Origin of the sequence: Streptomyces sp. IBSNAI002, assembly GCF_052244475.1 — a bacterium.
GTDB lineage: Bacteria > Actinomycetota > Actinomycetes > Streptomycetales > Streptomycetaceae > Streptomyces.
The window spans coordinates 6,246,339-6,264,861 of record NZ_JBQPXG010000002.1; the positions used below are offsets into that span (position 1 = coordinate 6,246,339).

The 18,523-nt window shown below is 73.0% G+C and carries 13 protein-coding genes; 10 read left to right on the top strand and 3 right to left on the bottom strand.

Annotated elements, in window-relative coordinates; translation table 11 throughout:
• Positions 1-335 precede the first annotated feature (335 nt).
• Both ACTVZO_RS30005 and ACTVZO_RS30010 read left to right on the top strand, forming a co-directional pair.
• A complete protein-coding gene (locus ACTVZO_RS30005; RefSeq protein ID WP_443301288.1) occupies positions 336-1,046 on the top strand; it encodes a ribonuclease HII in 711 nt (236 codons plus the stop codon).
• Positions 1,047-1,122: 76 nt separating this feature from the next.
• A complete protein-coding gene (locus ACTVZO_RS30010) occupies positions 1,123-1,782 on the top strand; it encodes a hypothetical protein (protein ID WP_443303308.1) in 660 nt (219 codons plus the stop codon).
• 152 nt (positions 1,783-1,934) lie between these two features.
• Here the strand turns inward: ACTVZO_RS30010 and ACTVZO_RS30015 are convergent, their stop codons facing one another.
• Both ACTVZO_RS30015 and ACTVZO_RS30020 read right to left on the bottom strand, forming a co-directional pair.
• Positions 1,935-2,564, bottom strand: coding sequence for a hypothetical protein (locus tag ACTVZO_RS30015; RefSeq protein ID WP_443301289.1), 630 nt, complete (start codon positions 2,562-2,564; stop codon positions 1,935-1,937).
• 215 nt (positions 2,565-2,779) lie between these two features.
• On the bottom strand, positions 2,780-4,939 hold the full coding sequence (locus ACTVZO_RS30020; protein WP_443301290.1) for a RecQ family ATP-dependent DNA helicase: 2,160 nt from the start codon (positions 4,937-4,939) through the stop codon (positions 2,780-2,782).
• Between the two features lie 125 nt (positions 4,940-5,064).
• Between ACTVZO_RS30020 and ACTVZO_RS30025 the strand changes: the two genes are divergently transcribed.
• The 7 genes from ACTVZO_RS30025 to ACTVZO_RS30055 all read left to right on the top strand — a co-directional run bounded on the left by ACTVZO_RS30025 (position 5,065) and on the right by ACTVZO_RS30055 (position 15,528).
• The gene (locus ACTVZO_RS30025) at positions 5,065-6,327 is read left to right on the top strand and encodes a DUF4192 domain-containing protein (protein ID WP_443301291.1); all 1,263 of its coding nucleotides are present in this window, start codon (positions 5,065-5,067) and stop codon (positions 6,325-6,327) included.
• Positions 6,328-6,536: 209 nt separating this feature from the next.
• Positions 6,537-8,525, top strand: coding sequence for a glycogen debranching N-terminal domain-containing protein (locus ACTVZO_RS30030; protein ID WP_443301292.1), 1,989 nt, complete (start codon positions 6,537-6,539; stop codon positions 8,523-8,525).
• A 138-nt stretch (positions 8,526-8,663) separates the two neighbouring features.
• Complete coding sequence (locus tag ACTVZO_RS30035) at positions 8,664-9,410, top strand: NUDIX hydrolase (RefSeq protein WP_443301293.1); 747 nt, start codon at positions 8,664-8,666, stop codon at positions 9,408-9,410.
• 170 nt (positions 9,411-9,580) lie between these two features.
• A complete protein-coding gene (locus tag ACTVZO_RS30040; protein ID WP_443301294.1) occupies positions 9,581-11,422 on the top strand; it encodes an ATP-binding cassette domain-containing protein in 1,842 nt (613 codons plus the stop codon).
• A 190-nt stretch (positions 11,423-11,612) separates the two neighbouring features.
• Positions 11,613-12,500 carry a FadR/GntR family transcriptional regulator gene (locus tag ACTVZO_RS30045; protein WP_443301295.1) on the top strand — a complete coding sequence of 296 codons (888 nt, stop codon included), beginning with the start codon at positions 11,613-11,615 and terminating at the stop codon, positions 12,498-12,500.
• 390 nt (positions 12,501-12,890) lie between these two features.
• A complete protein-coding gene (locus ACTVZO_RS30050; RefSeq protein ID WP_443301296.1) occupies positions 12,891-14,468 on the top strand; it encodes an RNA polymerase sigma factor in 1,578 nt (525 codons plus the stop codon).
• Between the two features lie 124 nt (positions 14,469-14,592).
• On the top strand, positions 14,593-15,528 hold the full coding sequence (locus tag ACTVZO_RS30055) for a serine protease (protein WP_443301297.1): 936 nt from the start codon (positions 14,593-14,595) through the stop codon (positions 15,526-15,528).
• Between the two features lie 128 nt (positions 15,529-15,656).
• Here the strand turns inward: ACTVZO_RS30055 and ACTVZO_RS30060 are convergent, their stop codons facing one another.
• Positions 15,657-15,890 (bottom strand): DUF7455 domain-containing protein, encoded by a 234-nt coding sequence (locus ACTVZO_RS30060; RefSeq protein WP_030028922.1) that lies wholly within the window; start codon positions 15,888-15,890, stop codon positions 15,657-15,659.
• Positions 15,891-16,337: 447 nt separating this feature from the next.
• Here ACTVZO_RS30060 and ACTVZO_RS30065 point away from each other — a divergent pair, with 447 nt between their 5' ends.
• Entirely contained in the window at positions 16,338-18,458 is a 2,121-nt protein-coding gene (locus tag ACTVZO_RS30065; protein ID WP_443301298.1) for a DNA gyrase/topoisomerase IV subunit B, read from the top strand.
• The last annotated feature ends 65 nt before the right edge of the window (positions 18,459-18,523 follow it).

Here is an 18,523-nt window from a genome sequence, read left to right on the forward strand (position 1 = left end):
CGGTGCTCCGCGGAGTGGTCCGGTCCCGGGCGTGTGGACAGGTCTGTCGACTGATCCGGGAGCCGGTTCGGCGCGGGATCGAGCAGGTTGGAGGCGGGTCACCGGGGAGGGTTTCGTGGCAGCGCCAGGAGACCGCAGGATGGTGTGCGGGAGCGAAGCGGAAGGGTGTCAGCCGGGGAGACGGACCCCGCGGGCGGGGCCCTCGGCATCCGGTGTGAAGGCCACGGCGCGGGGCTGGGTGTGGGGCCGATGGGGACCGGCGGATCGCCCGGAGCCGGGCTCGACCCGGGGCGGGGTGTGCAGGCGGCGCGGGGCGGCGTAACCTTGCTGGCGCCATGCCGTACGAAGCACCCACCCACACCGTCGAACGCTCCCTCCGTGCAACCACCGGCGCCAAGGTCATCGCCGGGGTCGACGAAGTCGGACGAGGGGCCTGGGCCGGTCCCGTCACCGTGTGCGCGGCGATCACCGGTCTGCGCCGGCCGCCCGCCGGGCTCACCGACTCCAAACTGCTCACCCCCAAGCGACGCGATGCACTCGTCGACGTCCTGGAGGCCTGGGTCACCGCCTACGCACTCGGAGACGCCTCCCCGGAGGAGATCGACGAGCTGGGGATGACCGCCGCCCTGAGGCTCGCGGCCGAACGGGCCCTCGGGGCCCTCCCGGTCCGGCCCGACGCGGTCATCCTCGACGGCAAGCACGACTACCTCGGCGCGCCCTGGCGGGTCCGCACGGTGATCAAGGGCGACCAGTCGTGCGTCGCCGTCGCGGCGGCCTCGGTCATAGCCAAGGTCCGGCGCGACCGGATGATGGCCGAACTCGGCGGACAGGGCGGGGGCTTCGAGGAGTTCGCCTTCGCCGCCAACGCCGGATACCCCTCGCCCGTACACAAGGCGGCGCTGCAGGAGCTGGGGCCGACCCCCTACCACCGGCTCTCGTGGTCGTACCTCGACGCCCTTCCCCAGTGGCGCCACCTCAAGAAGGTGCGTCGCAGCGAGGAGTCGGTCGAGCTGGAAAACGGAGGCCAACTCGGCTTCGATTTCTGATCGCACCCACGTGCCACCGGCCGGTACGTTTCGTACCGCTGTTTGATAGACACCACGTCACGCCTCTCACCACGCCATCGAGGAGCCTCAGATTCACGAGAGTGCCCAGGGTCCCCGCGTCACGCCGGCGCCGAGCCGCACCGCGCAGACCCCCCGTCCCGTACCTGGTCCGCGTCCCGCAGCCGTCCCGCGGCCCGGACGCCCCGGTCCCTCCCCCGCAGCGGCAAGCCGCGCGGGTGGTACCGCCCCCAGGCCCGCCCCGCCCGCGCAGCGTGCGCCGCAGGCCACCCCCGGACCCGTTCCCGCAGCCCCCGCCGCACCCGCAGCGCCGTCCGTCTCGGCGGCGGTGCCGCAGATCCAGCTGATCCCGGCCTCCGCCGAAGGTGCGCTCGACGCGGCCGAAGAGGCCGTCGACCTGCTGCTCGACACCGGGCGCGCGCCCGGTGACATCCTCGTCCTCACGACCGGCGACCCGCACCCGTGGGCCGCTCACGAGCTGTCCTTCGGCGAGGCCGCGTACTGGGCCCTGCACGACGCCGGGGACGACGTCTTCTACGCGGATGCCGCTCAGGTCCAGCGCGCCGGCGACCGTCCCGTCGTCGTCTTCGCCGTCAACGGTGGAGCGGCCGACACGGTCGTGGGCTCCCTGCCGGTCGCGCTCACCCGGGCCGGTGCACTGCTGATCGTGTGCGGCGATCAGCAGCAGATCAACTCCGTGCTGGGTGCGGGCGTCTGACGTCCCGTATTCCGGTGCGGACGAAGGAAGGGTGGGGCGGGGCGGGCCGTGGGCCGGCCCCGCTGAAACCCGGGGCCGATGCGCCGTACGCACCCGTTCGGCCCACGGGCCGTACGGTCAGCGTGCTGGGCCGGCCCGCGGTTGTACGAGGGTCAGCGTGCGGCGGTCCGGCGCAGTGCCTCCGCCGCGCCGCCACCGGTGTGCAGGGCGATCGGGGCGAACTCGGCCACCGCGTCGCCCAGCCGCTCGGGGCGTGAGTCCGAGCTGGGCCGCCGGCCGCCCCGGCCCTCGCCCAGGACCTGCCAGCCCCCGCGGGTCAGCGTGATGTACGCCCCGCAGCGCAGCCCGTGCAGGGTGCAGGCGTCCCGCAGCCCCCACATCCAGGCACCGTCCTCCTCGGTCCACCGCTCGTCACCCTCGCGGCAGTAGAGCAGCACCGCCGTACGTACCGGGGTGCGGCGCCGCAAGTCGTGCGGGATGACCCGGCGCAGGCGGGACAGCAGGGCGTTGCGGTACTCCCAGCCGTCGGCCGTGGCCGACCGCTGCACGAAGGAGGCGCTCGCGACGAGCTGCTCCTCCGGGCCGAGGACGGCGATGACCGCGGTGGACGGCGCTGGGCTGTGCCGGGAGTGGAGTCCGCTGACGACCTCGCGCGGGTTGCGGAGCAGGGGGATGCCTGCTGCCGTCCACTCGGCGGGCTCCAGCAGCCGGCCGTGCCGGCTGGCGCCGCCGGTGGCCGTTGTCAGGGACGTGGTCGAGGGCGGGGCGAATCCGAAGGTCACGGTCCTCCCTTCGGGTACACGCCCGCGGACGGGCACGGCTGGAGTGTGGGCGCGCCGCGGCACGGCCCAGGAGGATGCCGGGGAGCCGGGCGGGAGCACTCCAATTCTCGCGTGGCCCGCGAGCATGCGGCAACGAGCAATTGGAGCCGCCGACCGGAATTCGCCGGTATGCCGTTCATATCCTTGCCCCGTCAGGCCGAAGTTGACGCATTCGGCTATGGCTGAAGCGCCAGCACCAGCGGAAACACCTCCTTCGCGCCTGCCCGCCGGAGCAGCCGGGCGGCCACGGCGAGGGTCCATCCGCTCTCCGCGCGGTCGTCCACGAGGAGTACCGGTCCCGCTGCCTCGGCCAGCGTCGCCGCCAGGGTCGGGGGCACGCTCAAGGCCTGGTGGAGCCCCCGAACGCGCTGGGCGCTGTTGGACGAGGGCAGGCCGTACTCCGGGACCTGGTCCGTGTACGCGATCGTCCCCAGCAGGGGCAGCCGCCCGACCTCCGCGATCCGCGCGGCCAGCGAACCGACCAGCTGGGGGCGGCTGCGCGAGGGCAGCGCGACCACGCCCACCGGCCTGGGCGGTGCGTCCGGGGCTTCCGAGGCCCAGCCGCCCGGACCGCGGGCCCAGTCGGCGAGGACGGCCACCACGGCTTGGGCGACGTCGTCCGGAATAGTCTGGTCCGGGCTCTGCGGGGCGAGCATCGGGCGCAGCCGGTTGCCCCATCCGATGTCGGAGAGCCGGCCCAGCGCCCGGCCCGTGGAGGCCAGTTCCCCCGCCGGGATGCGGCCCTTCAGGTCGACGCCGACCGCCGCGAGCCCGGTCGGCCACATCTTGCGCGGCTCCAGCTCCACACCCGGACGGCCGAGCTCACCACGGGCGGTGTCCAGCGCGGCGGAGGACACGTCCGCCGTGAACCGGGCCCCGGCACAGTTGTCGCAGCGGCCACAGGGGGCGGCCTGTTCGTCGTCGAGCTGGCGGCGCAGGAACTCCATGCGGCACCCGGTGGCCGCCGCGTAGTCGCGCATGGCCTGCTGCTCCGCGGCCCGCTGCCGGGCCACCCAGGCGTACCGCTCGGCGTCGTACGCCCACGGCTCGCCGGTCGAGGTCCAGCCGCCCTTGACCCGGTGCACGGCGCCGTCCACGTCCAGGACCTTGAGCATCGTCTCCAGCCGGGTGCGGCGCAGGTCGACCAGTGGCTCCAGGGCGGGCAGCGACAGCGGCCGCCCCGCCTGGGCGAGCACGTCCAGGGTGCGGCGCACCTGCTCCTCGGGCGGGAAGGCCACCGACGCGAAGTACTGCCAGATCGCCTCGTCCTCCCGGCCGGGCAGGAGCAGCACCTCCGCGTGCTCCACGCCGCGGCCGGCGCGGCCGACCTGCTGGTAGTAGGCGATGGGGGAGGAGGGGGAGCCCAGGTGCACGACGAAGCCGAGGTCGGGCTTGTCGAAGCCCATGCCCAGGGCGGAGGTGGCCACCAGCGCCTTCACCCGGTTGGCCTGGAGGTCGTCCTCGGCCTGCTGCCGGTCGGCGTTCTCCGTCTTCCCGGTGTACGAGGAGACCGTGTGCCCGCGGTGGCGCAGGTACGCGGTGACCTCCTCGGCCGCCGCGACCGTCAGCGTGTAGATGATCCCGGAGCCCGGCAGGTCGCCGAGGTGGTCGGCGAGCCAGGCCAGCCGGTGCGCCGCGTCGGGCAGGGTGAGCACGGCCAGGCTCAGGCTCTCGCGGTCCAGCGGGCCGCGCAGCACGAGCGCGTCCGTGCCCGCGCCGGTACCGAGCTGTTCGGCGACGTCGGCGGTCACGCGGGCGTTGGCCGTGGCGGTCGTGGCGAGCACCGGGACGCCCGGCGGCAGGTCGGCCAGCATGGTGCGCAGCCTGCGGTAGTCCGGGCGGAAGTCGTGACCCCAGTCGGAGATGCAGTGGGCCTCGTCCACGACGAGGAGGCCGGTCGCGGCGGACAGCTTGGGGAGGACCTGGTCGCGGAAGTCGGGGTTGTTGAGCCGTTCGGGGCTCACCAGCAGGACGTCCACCTCGCCCGCCGCGACCTCGGCCTGGATGCCCTCCCACTCTTCGGGGTTGGCGGAGTTGATGGTGCGGGCGCGGATCCCGGCGCGGGCGGCGGCCTCGACCTGGTTGCGCATCAGCGCGAGGAGCGGGGAGACGATCACGGTGGGTCCGGCGCCGCTCGCCCGCAGGAGCGAGGTGGCGACGAAGTACACCGCGGACTTGCCCCAGCCCGTGCGCTGGACCACCAGCGCCCGGCGCTTGTGCGCGACGAGCGCTTCGATCGCCCGCCACTGGTCCTCGCGCAGCCGAGCCGTGCCCGTGGGGTCGCCCACGAGGCGGGCGAGTACGGAGTCGGCCGAGGACCTCAGGTCTGCGTTCATGCCCCCATGCAACCCGATGCCTCCGACATCGCGCCAATGGCACCCTGAGCCTGTGGAAGTTGAAGCTTGAAATTGAGTTATCCACAGGGCTTTCGGGATCGGATCTTGCGCGGGACCTTCGGGGCATGACGAACGACCACGCATCACACGACCCGTCCGACCGGCCGTCCACCAGCACCGCCGGATCCACCACCGACTCACGGATCAGCCTGCGCAGCCCGGCCGAACTGGCCGACGCACTGCCCTACATGCTCGGCTTCCATCCCACCGACTCCCTCGTCATGGTCGCCGTGCACGGCGAGGGCGGCCGCTTCGGCGGCCGGCTCCGCGTCGGCATTCCGGCCACCTCCGCGGAATGGGAGGACACCGCACGCCAGGTGGCCGAATGCCTGATCCGCGGCAGCGAAAGGCGTGGCGGCAAGCCCGACGGCATCGTCGTCTTCCTCTGCCAGGAACCGCACGGCGGCGAGAGCGGACAGCGGGTGATGACCCGGCTGCGGCCGCTCGCCCAGCGCATCAGGCTTGCCTGCGGCGCCCTGGACGTGCCCGTGCTCGAAGCACTGTGCCTCTCCGCGGGCCGCTTCTGGTCCTACGTCTGCCCCGACCAGCGCTGCTGCCCCGCCGAGGGCAGCCCGCTGGCCGCGGTCGGCACCTCGGTGATGGCCGCCGCGGCGACCTTCGCGGGCCTCCAGGTCCGCGGCTCGCTCAAGGAGATCGAGGGACGGCTGGCGCCCCTGGGCGGCGCCGCGGCAGCGGAGATGGAGCGCGCCCTGGACCGGGCGGCCGCCGCCCTCGTGCCGAAGATCCTCGACGGGGCCACCCGAGAGGAGGTGGGCGCCGAGACCCTGGAGCTCGCCCGGACGCTGATGCGGCGCATCACCCTCGCCCCGACCGTCGAGGGGACCCACGCCGACGACCGGGACGACGCGCTGCTCGACCACGACGAGGCGGCCGCACTGATCCTCGGCCTCCAGGACCGCGAGATCCGGGACATCGCGGCCGAATGGATGGAGGACGAGGAGGCGGCGCCCGCCCTGAGGCTGTGGCGGGCACTCGCCCGGCGCTGCGTCGGCGCGTACGGCGAACACGCGGCGGCGCCGCTCACCCTCGCGGGCTGGGTCTCCTGGTCCAGCGGGGACGAGCCGACCGCCCGGATCGTCCTCGGCCTGGCCCTGCGGGCGGACGCCGAGTACCGCTTCGCCCAGCTGCTCCACCACGCCTGCAACGAGGGCATCGACCCCGAGGGACTGCGGGAGTGCCTGCGCGAGGAGCGGCGGCGCCGCGAACCCAGGCTGGGCCGTCGCCCGGCAGGTTCGCGCCCCCGCGGCCGCCGGGGAAAGCAGGCTCCGAACCGCGAGTCCCGCCGCACCGCGGGGAGCGGGCAGTGAGCCCCCGTCCGCCCCGGTGCGGCAGCCCGCTGCGGTCCATCCGGAGCTCCCTGGTGGCCGTCGTGCGTCGAAGGCTTCGCCCCGGCCGCTCGCGGCCGGCGCCGCGCCCCGTGACCCGGGCGGGGGTGAGGGCGTTCCCCTGGAGGGCGGCGGGGGCCCGGCCGTGCCGCCGCCCAGCTGAACCGACCGGAGCGCAGACAAGGCGACGCATGTCTCACCCCGCACCACTCCGACCACCCGGCGTGCCCGCCGCCCGCAGGCAGGATCTGCCGCCCGTGCACGGCGCCCTCATCTGCGTCGCCGCGCCCTGCCTGGCCATCTCGCCCGAACACGGCCAGCTGACGGGGCGGGGGATCGACGGGATCTACCGCGCCGGGCGCCGGCTGCTGGCCCGCTGCGTGCTGCGCGTCGGCGGACGGGACCCGGTGTCCGTCCAGGGGCGCAGCCTCGGCGCCGACCGGGCGGCCTTCACCGCGACCGTGCGCACCGGAGCGGAGCCCGGCCCCGACCCGGACATCGGAGTGGAACGGGTCCGGCACGCGGACGGCACCGAGCGGATCACCCTGCGCAGCTTCGCCTCCCGGCCGGTCCGGCTGCCGGTGGAGGTGCTGCTCGGCACCGACCTGGCGGAGCTCGCCGCCGTTGCCGCCGGGCACCCCGGGCCGGAGCTGCCCGCCGCCGTCCACGCCGCCGGGCTGAGGTGGAGCACCGGCGGGGCGCAGGCCGTCACCGCCGCCGATCCGCCGCCGGACGACGCGCTGGCCTCGTCCGGGCTGCTGCGCTGGGTGCTCGAACTGGGCCCCGGCGAGTCGCGCACCATCGAACTGCGGACCACGCACGACCGCGTCACGCGGGCGTCCGCCGGCCAGGTGGCGAATCCGCTCGCCGACGCCCGGGCCGAAGGGGACGACCCGAGAGCCGAGGCGTGGTTCCGCACCAGCGTCGAGGACCTGAGGGCGCTGCTGATGAGAGATCCAGGGGAACCGGGTGATGCCTTCGTGGCCGCAGGGGTGCCATGGCGTCTGGGACTGGCCCCGGCGGAATCGCTCTGGGCCGCGCGGATGGCGCTGCCGCTCGGGACCGGGCTCGCCGAGGCGACCTTGCGGATCCTGGCCCGCAATCAGAACGGCGGGAGCGGCCCCGACGCGGGGATGATCCCGGGCCCGCTGCGCGGGGCCGGCCCTCAGCTCCCGCCGGGATGCACCGGCACGGAGGCGACCCTGGCCTTCCCCGCGGTGCTCGCCGAGGCCCGGCTCTGGGGAATGCCGGAGGACGGGGTGGCCCGGCTGCTCCCCGCCGCCGAGGGATGCCTCGACTGGCTGAGGGGCACTCTGGGCGACGACGGATTCCTGGCCGATCCCGACCCCGGTCCCCGGCGCTGCGAGACGCAGGCCCACGCCCACCGGGCCGCGCTCCTCGGAGCCGATCTGCTCGCCGCGTGCGGGCGGCCCGGCGCCGAGGAGTGGCGGCAGTGGGCGGCCGCGCTGCGGGAACGGTTCCGGACCCGGTTCTGGATCGACGGTCCGGACGGGGGCCGGCCCGCGGCGGCCCTGCACCCGGACGGACGGCCGCTGCCCCGGCTCACGGGGGCCGCCGTGCACCTGCTCGACACCGGCCTCCTCAGCGGCGGCCGGCTCGCCCCGGGGCTGCTGGACCGGGCGCGCACCGAGCAGGTGGCGCGGTTGCTCGGAGCCCCCGCCATGGACTGCGGGTGGGGGCTGCGGAGCATGGCCGTCAAGGAGCCCGGCCACAACCCGTTCGGGCACCGCTCGGGAGCGGTGCGGGCGTACGAGAGCGCCGTGGCGGTGGCCGGACTGGCCCAGGCGGGCTTCGAGAAGGAGGCCGCGGGCCTGCTCCGGGGCCTGCTGGACGCGGCGGAGACCTTCGGGTACCGGCTGCCGGAGATGTTCGCGGCAGAGCAGCGCGTCTCCCACAGCGCTCCGCTCCCGCATCCGGCGGCCTGCCGCCCGGCCGCGGTGGCCGCGGCGGCCGGGATCCACGTCCTGACCGCCCTCGCCGGAATCCGCCCCGACGCCCCCGCGGGCACGGTCGCCCTCGTGCCGCTCCCCGGTGCACCCCTCGGGGCCCTGCGCCTCTCCGGCCTGCGCGTATCGGGGGAGCCCTTCGCCGTCCGGGTCAGCCGGCTCGGCCTCGGCATGGTGGAGGAGGCCGCCGATGCGCTCCAACTGGGAGGCTGACGCGGTGACCGGCACACCTTCCCGGTCACCAGAGCAGGGGCGGCTTGCCGGTCCGGCGGGACGTCCCGGCCCGCAGAACGGTGGCTTCAAGGTCACCAAAGCGCTGTTTATCGTCAGGCAGACGACTATGATCGCGGCATGTCGCCCTACGACCCGTCGGCCTTCCCGCCCTTTGCCGTCACCGTCGACCTGGTCGTGCTCACCGTGCGGCGCCACGCGCTGTGTGCGCTGGTCGTCCGGCGGGGTGAGCAGCCGTTCCAGGGGCGCTGGGCGCTACCCGGCGGATTCGTGCGCGGAGACGAGGACCTGGCGGGGGCCGCGGCGCGCGAGCTCTCCGAGGAGACCGGGCTGTGCGCCCACGACCCCGTCGTGCCGGGTGCGGGCAACGGGGCCCATCTCGAACAGCTGGCCACGTACGGCGATCCGAAGCGCGATCCGCGCATGCGCGTGGTCAGCGTGGCGCACCTGGTGCTGGCTCCGGACCTGCCGGCCCCCCGGGCGGGCGGAGACGCCAACAGTGCCCGCTGGGCCCCGGTCGACGAACTGCTGGCATCCGAGGAGGAGGGCTCCGCAGGGCTCGCCTTCGACCACGCCCGGATCCTCGCCGACGGTGTCGAGCGGGCCCGCTCGAAGATCGAGTACTCCTCCCTGGCCACCGCCTTCTGCCCGCCAGAGTTCACCGTCGGCGAGCTGCGCCGGGTCTACGAGGCCGTGTGGGGCGTGGCCCTCGACCCGCGGAACTTCCACCGCAAGGTCACCGGGACCCCCGGGTTCCTGGTGCCGGCCGGAGGGACGACGACCCGTCAGGGCGGGCGCCCGGCTCAGCTGTTCCGGGCGGGCGGGGCCACCCTGCTCAACCCGCCGATGCTGCGGCCGGAGGTCTGACCCCGCGCCACCTGCCCAGGCCCCCGGCCGGGACTCGGCGTCGTGGCCCAACCCGATGGCGATATCGGCATCCCATCGGACCGGTTGCGTCGTAAATCGGACATATCGCGTTATCTTGCTTGCGGTACTCACGCTGCCGCAGAGCGGTCTCACACCCCGCGAGAGAAGCGATGCTCCAGGCCATCGGACTCACCAGCACCCCCCGTCGCAACGCCCCGCCCCTTGTGGACGACCTCACGCTCGAGGTCCGCCCGGGGAGCGTGACCGCCCTGCTCGGCGAGCCGGGATCGGGCAAGACCACCGCGCTGCGGCTCATGCTCGAACTCGAACGGGGCCGCGGCGTCACCTACTTCCGCGGTCGCCCGCTGCACCGGATCCCGCATCCCGGCCGTGAGGTCGGCGTACTGCTCGGCGATGTTCCCGGCAACCCCGCGCGCACCGTACGCAACCAGCTGCGGATGCTCTGCGCCGCCGCGGGAGTGCCGTCCTCCCGGGCCGACACCATGCTCGAGGTCGTCGGGATCGCGGGCCTGCGGGACCAGCGGCTCGGCTCCCTCTCGCTCGGCATGGAGCGCCGGGTCGCGCTGGCCGCGGCCCTGCTCGCCGACCCCTGCACCCTGCTGCTGGACGAGCCCGCCGCCGGCCTCTCGCCCCGCGAGAGCGGCTGGCTGTACGGGCTGCTGCGCGGCCACGCCTCGCTCGGCGGAGCGGTGCTCTTCACCACCACCGATGCCAAGGAGGCCGCGCGCCACGCCGACCGGGTCGTCAGCGTCGCGGCGGGGCGGCTCGTCGCCGACCAGGAAGCGGCCGAGTTCGCGCGGACCCGGCTGCGGCCGAGGGTCGCCGTGCGCACCCCGCACGCGGCCCGGCTGGCCGACGTACTGGGCCGGGAGGCCCGGGCCGCGCAGCGTGCGGTGGAGATCGTGGAGGAGAGCGGCAGCCGCCTGTCGGTGTACGGCAGCAGCTGCGCGGAGGTCGGGGAGACGGCGTTCAAGCACGGCGTGCTGGTCCACCGGCTCGCCGACGAGACCGGAGACACCGGCGCTCCCGTGCCGCCGGTCCCGCACGCCCGGGCCGCCGCCGACGCGGTCCACGGTGAGGGGCCCGGGGCGGCGTCCGGGACGGGCTCCGGCGAGGCGGGCGAAGCGGATCCGGGCGCGGGGCCGGAGGAGGCCGACTGGGGCGGGCGGTCCCGGCGCGGCAGGTCCAGGCGGCCCGCCTCGGCGGTGCGCCGCGTCGGCGGACCGGTGCGGTCGCTGCGCTACGAGCTGCTGCGCGTCTTCGGCACAGCCACACCGGTGCTCACCGCCGCGCTGGTCGCCGTGGTCTCCGTCCTGACCGCGCTCGTCCTGGCCCGGGCCGGACACACCACGCAGAACCGGCTGCTCGCCGCCTGGCCCGAACTGCTGCCCCTGCCGCCCGCGGCCCTCGGCGCCGGCCTGCTCGGGGCCCTGGCCTTCGGAGAGGAGTACCGCTACCCCGCGCTCGCCGCCGATCGCGGCACCGTGCCCCGCCGCATGGGGCTGCTCACCGCCAAACTCGGGGTCTGCGCCGTCCTCGCCCTCTTGCTGGGCGCTCTCGTGGTGGTGGCCGACGCCGCCGCGCTGGCCCTCGTCTTCGACCACAGCGGCCCGCTGCAGGCCCCGGCGGAGTGGCTTTCCCCGGCGGCGAGTTGGGCCGGGCTGCTGATCGGCTGCGCCTGGGCCGGCGTCCTGGCCTCCGGGGTCTTCCGGTCCGCCACCGCGGGCTTGGCCGCGGTGGTCGCCGTACCGGTGCTGGTGGTGCCTCTGGTGCGCAAGGTGCTGGAGGGTTCTTCCGCCTACCCGGTCACCGGGCTCGGGCCCCGGCTGCGGAGCCTGGCCTGGGTGCAGTGGCCGCCCGAGGCGGATCGCCTGGTCACGGGGGCCTTGCGGGTGATGGCCCAACCCGTCGGCACCGCTCTGGTGTTGTCGCTGATGGTCCTGTTGTGCGCCTATGGGTTCACCGGACTGCGCAGCCGGGTCCGTTGGTGATCGTTCGGAGGCGCAGAAGGCCCGTACGGGACCGTTGGAGTCCACCTCGCGTGTTGCGGACCGCAACTCCCCGTAAAAGGCCCGGTTCTTTACGATAAGTCGTCAATTGCGCAGGTGGCACCGATCACCCTTTCGTGTGCTTTTCACCAAAGACCTCAAGGGTGATGGAGGCGCGGCCGACAAAGGATTCGTGAGTACCCTTGCGCACACCATGATGACCGCCGCCCGCCACGCCGACTCCGGCCTCGCCGGCCCGGGCGAACTCGACCGCTACCCCTACGCGGAGACCCCCGGGTCCGACCGGGTCGGAGCGCCCCACTGGGACGGCTCCGACGTCGAGTTGAGCCGCGTCGGCCGCCGTGCCGCCGGCAGCCGCGGCCGCGGACTGCACGGCCAACTCGTCCAGCAGCTCGGCCAGATGATCGTTTCCGGTGACCTCGGAGCGGACCGCCCACTGGTCCCCGAGGAGATCGGCCAGCGCTTCGAGGTTTCCCGGACCGTCGTCCGCGAGTCCCTCCGGGTTCTGGAGGCCAAGGGCCTCGTCAGTGCCCGCCCGAACGTCGGTACCCGCGTCCGCCCGGTCGCCGACTGGAACCTGCTCGACCCCGACATCATCGAGTGGCGGGCCTTCGGCCCCCAGCGCGACGACCAGCGCCGCGAGCTGGGCGAGCTCCGCTGGACCATCGAGCCGCTCGCCGCCCGCCTCGCCGCCGGGCACGGCCGCCCCGACATCCAGCAGCGTCTCGCCGACATGGTCGAGATCATGGGCCACGCCCTCGGGCAGGGCGATTCGATCACCTTCGCCCGCGCGGACAACGAGTTCCACGCGCTCCTGATCCAGGTCGCCGGCAACCGCATGCTCGAACACCTCTCCGGCATCGTCTCCGCCGCGCTCCAGGTCTCCGGCAGCCCGGTCACCGCGTGCGACCGTCCGAGCGAGACCTCCGTCGCGCACCACGCGCGGATGGTCGAGGCGCTCGCCGCCGGCGACGCGACGGGCGCCGAGAACGCCATGCGCCAGCTCCTGACGGTGCATCCGGAGGTCGAGCGCGTGGTCCCCGCCCCGCGCGAGCACTGACGGGCGCACGCGCGGGGGTGCGGGGTTGTCCACGACGTGTCGCCGGGCCCTGGAGGTCCCCCGGACGGAGTCCGGGGGAGGGTCCGGCGACACCGGCGTGCGGTGCCGCACCGGCCCGGCAGAACCATGCGTATGACCCTATGACCGGCATTGGCGCATACGGGGTGTGACTCGGGCCACGAAGATTTGGGCGTAACGCTCTGCGAGGTCACGCGATGACCTAAGAGGTGATGGCCGACGGAGGGAAGACAGCAGCCCTTGCGGGTGCTGTGCAGCTCCCCGGCCCCTGCCCGCGCCCCCGGCCCATCCCCAGTCGGTGGTCGTCGGCTCCGGTCCAGCACCACCAGGCCCGGGGTCGGAAGCCGTTCCCATCGTTCCGAGAGGTTGTTCGTGTCGGCCAGCACATCCCGTACGCTCCCGCCGGAGATCGCCGATTCCGAGTCTGTGATGGCGCTCATCGAGCGGGGCAAGGCCGAGGGGCAGATCGCCGGCGATGACGTGCGTCGGGCCTTCGAGGCTGACCAGATTCCTGCGACCCAGTGGAAGAATGTTCTGCGCAGCCTCAACCAGATCCTCGAGGAAGAGGGTGTGACGCTGATGGTCAGTGCCGCGGAGTCGCCCAAGCGCACCACCCGCAAGAGCGTCGCAGCGAAGAGCCCGGCCAAGCGGACGGCCACCGAGCCCGTTGCCAGGAAGACGGCGGCGAAGACGACGGCGGCCCAGCCCGCGGCAGCCGGGGCGGCGGCCCCGGCGGCCGAGACCACGGACCCGGAGACCGCGGACGCCCTCGCGGAGGAGCCCGGAACCGAACCCGCCGCGAAGAAGACGGCGGCGAAGAAGGCGGCACCCGCCCGGAAGACCGCCGCCAAGAAGACGGCCGCGAAGAAGACCGCCTCCAAGAAGGACGCCGACGAGGCAGGTGACGAAGAGACCCCCGAGGAGGGTCCCGACGCCGCCAAGGCCGAGGGCGAAGAGGAGGACGAGGGCGGCGAGAACAAGGGCTTCGTCATCTCGGACGACGAGGACGACGCCCCGGCCCAGCAGGTCGTCGTGGCCGGTGCCACGGCCGACCCGGTCAAGGACTACCTCAAGCAGATCGGCAAGGTCCCCCTCCTCAACGCGGAGCAGGAGGTCGAGCTCGCCAAGCGCATCGAGGCCGGACTGTTCGCCGAGGACAAGCTGGCGAACTCGGACAAGCTGGCGCCCAAGCTCAAGCGCGAGCTGGAGATCATCGCGGAGGACGGCCGCCGGGCGAAGAACCACCTGCTGGAGGCCAATCTCCGTCTCGTGGTCTCCCTCGCCAAGCGCTACACCGGCCGCGGCATGCTCTTCCTGGACCTGATCCAGGAGGGCAACCTGGGTCTGATCCGCGCGGTCGAGAAGTTCGACTACACCAAGGGCTACAAGTTCTCCACGTACGCGACCTGGTGGATCCGGCAGGCGATCACGCGCGCCATGGCCGACCAGGCCCGCACCATCCGCATCCCCGTGCACATGGTCGAGGTCATCAACAAGCTCGCCCGCGTGCAGCGCCAGATGCTCCAGGACCTGGGCCGCGAGCCCACCCCGGAGGAGCTGGCCAAGGAACTCGACATGACCCCCGAGAAGGTCATCGAGGTCCAGAAGTACGGCCGCGAGCCGATCTCCCTGCACACGCCGCTCGGCGAGGACGGCGACAGCGAGTTCGGTGACCTCATCGAGGACTCCGAGGCCGTCGTCCCGGCCGACGCCGTGAGCTTCACGCTCCTGCAGGAGCAGCTGCACTCGGTGCTCGACACCTTGAGCGAGCGCGAGGCGGGCGTGGTCTCGATGCGCTTCGGGCTCACGGACGGCCAGCCCAAGACGCTCGACGAGATCGGCAAGGTCTACGGCGTCACGCGCGAGCGCATCCGCCAGATCGAGTCCAAGACCATGTCGAAGCTGCGCCACCCGTCGCGATCCCAGGTGCTGCGCGACTACCTCGACTGACCGGCCCGTCCGTCAGCGAACCACGACCGACACCGATACCGGCGCCGGTGGCCGCGCGGGTGCGCACGGCCACCAGGCATCCCACTCTGGGTGGAGTCATGCACACTCGGAGTCAGGAGGCCTCATGCGTCGTCCCATTGCCCGCGCTCTGGCGGGAGCGCTGACCCTGGCGGCGGGAGCGGCCGTGGCGCCCCTGGCCCAGGCGCCGCAGGCGGCCGCGGACAGCGTGGTGATCGGCGGCAAGCCGGTGAAGGTCGGCGAGAGCCCCTGGGTCGTGGCCCTGGCCAGCCGTGACCGGTTCGGGGGTACGCGCGGCGGGCAGTTCTGCGGGGGCGTCGTGGTGGCCCCGGCGAAGGTGCTGACGGCGGCCCACTGCCTGGGCCGCGACGTGCTCGGCGGCTCGGTCGAGTCGGTCGGTGACCTCCGGGTGGTCGCCGGGCGTACGGAGCTGCGGGCGAGCGACGGCCGGGAGATCGCGGTGCGCGGCGCTCGGGTGAACCCGGACTACGACCCCGCCAGCAACGCCGGAGACCTCGCCGTCCTGGAGCTCGCCGAGTCCCTTCCGGCGCACTACGTGATCCCCATGGCCGGCGCGGGGCACTCGGCGTACACAGCCGGGACCGAGGCGGCCGTATACGGCTGGGGCGACACCAGCGGCTTCGGTGACTACGCGTACGCCCTGCGTGCCGCACCCGTGACGGTGCTGTCCGACGAGGTTTGCGGCCGCGCCTACCCCGGGGACGCGAGCGGGCAGTACCGGGCGGAGTCGATGGTGTGCGCGGGCGACGACAGCGGCGGCAAGGACGCATGCCAGGGCGACAGCGGGGGACCGCTGGTGGCCCAGGGGCGGCTCATCGGCCTGGTGTCGTGGGGGCGCGGCTGCGGGCGGGCCGACAGCCCGGGGGTGTACACGCGCATCGCACCGCTCGTGGGCTTCGTGACATCCCCGGAGAGCGGCGCGCAGCCCGCGGGTGTGCAGGAGTCCCGCTCCGGCCCTGGAAGGGGCTCCGGAGCGGGTTCAGGGCCCGTACAGGGGCATCGCACGGTGCAGGGTCCCTAGCCGCCTGAGCCGCGAGCGAGCGGCGGGCGGCGGATGTGAGGACGGGCGGCACCCCTGGGTCTCAGGGGTGCCGCCCGTCGACCGGCCTGGCCGGTCCTGGCTCGTCGGATGCGAGGAACAGGCCTGTGTCAGCGGTCCTCGGGTTCGGCATGGGCAGCCGGAGCGGACGTGAGCCGCTCGGTCTCATCCTGTATTTCCGCGGCGATCTTCTTGAGTTCCGGCTCGAACTTGCGACCGTGGTGGGCGCAGAAGAGCAGTTCACCGCCGCTCAGCAGGACGACGCGCAGATATGCCTGGGCGCCGCAACGGTCGCATCGGTCAGCGGCCGTCAGCGGGGTCGCGGGTGTCAGAACAGTAGTCACGTCGCCTCTTCTCTAGCTCGACGAGCTGTCGTACCAGGGTCAACATCCAACCAGGCCGAAAACGTTCCCGCTCGCGGCTTTTCCTCGAAACTTCCTTCCGAAGCTGGCCGGCTGTTGCCGGTTGGCGGCGAAGGAGCCGTATTGCGTTGCTTTACGGTTTCGCGTTGTCAGTCGTTCGCTCGTTGCAGTTCCATCCTCCCCCGGCTGAGTGCCAGGTTGTTCATGAGGACGTGCCCGAACCCTAAATGGTTCATGCCTGGAAGGGAACGTGATGTTTCCTTCACCCCCTCGGGGGATCGAACAACCGTGCGGATCTGGACTAGGGTGAGGAACGCGCGAGGGTGGCGTTGCATCGGCTCTACCTGGCCTCGGTACCCTTCGACCGGCACCCGAGCCACCTCTGCGCCCCACCGGGCCAGAAAAGAAATTCAGCGAGGAGCGAACTGCGTGACCGCCGACACGTCCGTGCCTTCCAGCGCGCTGCTGTCCGGAGCAGACCGGGACGGTTCCAACTACACCGCGCGGCACCTGCTCGTCCTCGAAGGGCTGGAGGCCGTCCGCAAGCGCCCCGGCATGTATATCGGCTCGACCGACAGCCGAGGCCTCATGCACTGCCTCTGGGAGATCATCGACAATTCCGTCGACGAGGCCCTGGGCGGGTACTGCGACCACATCGAGGTGATCCTCCACGAGGACGCCTCCGTGGAGGTCCGGGACAACGGCCGCGGCATCCCCGTGGACGTCGAGCCCAAGACCGGCCTGTCCGGCGTCGAGGTCGTCATGACCAAGCTGCACGCCGGCGGAAAGTTCGGCGGCGGCTCCTACGCGGCCTCCGGCGGCCTGCACGGCGTCGGCGCCTCCGTGGTCAACGCCCTCTCCGCCCGGCTGGACGTCGAGGTGGACCGGAGCAGCTCCACGCACGCGATCAGCTTCCGTCGCGGTGTCCCCGGGATGTTCACCGAGCAGGGCCCCGACAGCCCCTTCGACCCCGCGAACGGCCTGCGCAAGGTCAAGCGGGTCGCCAAGGGCAAGACCGGCACCCGGATCCGCTACTGGGCCGACCGGCAGATCTTCCTCAAGGACGCCAGGCTCAACCTGGAGACGCTCTACCAGCGCGCCCGCCAGACCGCCTTCCTCGTCCCCGGCCTGACCCTGGTCGTCCGCGACGAGCGGGGGATCGACGGGGCCGGCAAGACCGAGGAGACCTTCCGCTTCGACGGGGGCATCGGCGAGTTCTGCGAGTTCCTCGCCCAGGACAAGGCCGTCTGCGACGTGCTGCGCCTGACCGGCACGGGCACCTTCAAGGAGACCGTCCCGGTCCTCGACGACCGCGGCCACATGACCCCCACCGAGGTCACCCGCGAGCTCGGCGTGGACATCGCGCTGCGCTGGGGCACGGGCTACGAGACCAACGTCAAGTCCTTCGTGAACATCATCGCCACCCCCAAGGGCGGCACTCACGTCTCCGGCTTCGAGCGCTCCGTCGCCAAGACCGTGAACGAGGTGCTGCGCTCGGCGAAGCTGCTGCGGGTCGCCGAGGACGACGTGGTCAAGGACGACGCGATGGAGGGCATGACGGCCGTCGTGACCGTCCGCCTCGCCGAACCCCAGTTCGAAGGGCAGACCAAGGAGGTCCTCGGCACCTCCGCGGCCACCCGGATCGTGGCGGCCGTGGTCGCCAAGGAGCTCAAGGCCTTCCTGACCTCCACCAAGCGCGACGACAAGCAGCAGGCGCGCTCGGTGATGGAGAAGATCGTCGCGGCGGCGCGGACCCGGATCGCGGCCCGCCAGCACAAGGAGGCGCAGCGCCGCAAGACCGCGCTGGAGTCCTCCTCGCTGCCCGCCAAGCTCGCCGACTGCCGCAGCGACGACGTGGACCGCAGCGAGCTCTTCATCGTCGAGGGCGACTCGGCCCTCGGCACCGCGAAGCTCGCCCGCAACTCCGAGTTCCAGGCGCTCCTGCCCATCCGGGGCAAGATCCTCAACGTCCAGAAGTCCTCGGTCTCGGACATGCTCAAGAACGCCGAGTGCGGCGCGATCATCCAGGTCATAGGAGCCGGCTCGGGCCGGACCTTCGACCTCGACGCCGCCCGGTACGGGAAGATCGTGCTCCTCGTCGACGCCGATGTGGACGGCGCGCACATCCGCTGCCTGCTGCTCACGCTCTTCCAGCGGTACATGCGTCCGATGGTCGAGGCGGGCCGGGTGTTCGCGGCCGTGCCGCCGCTGCACCGGATCGAGCTGGTCCAGCCGAAGAAGGGCCAGGACAAGTACGTCTACACGTACTCGGACGGCGAGCTGCGCCAGACCCTGCTCGAGTACCAGCGCAAGAACATCCGCTACAAGGACTCGATCCAGCGCTACAAGGGCCTCGGCGAGATGGACGCGGACCAGCTGGCGGAGACCACCATGGACCCCCGCTTCCGGACCCTGCGCAGGATCAACATCGGCGACCTCGACTCCGCCGAGACGGTCTTCGACCTGCTCATGGGCAACGAGGTGGCCCCGCGCAAGGAGTTCATCACGAGCTCCGCGGCCACCCTGGACCGCTCGCGCATCGACGCCTGACCAGGCGGAGGCTCCTCGCACACCGCCGCTCTTCACTCCATCACCTGAAGGAGTGAAGAGCGACG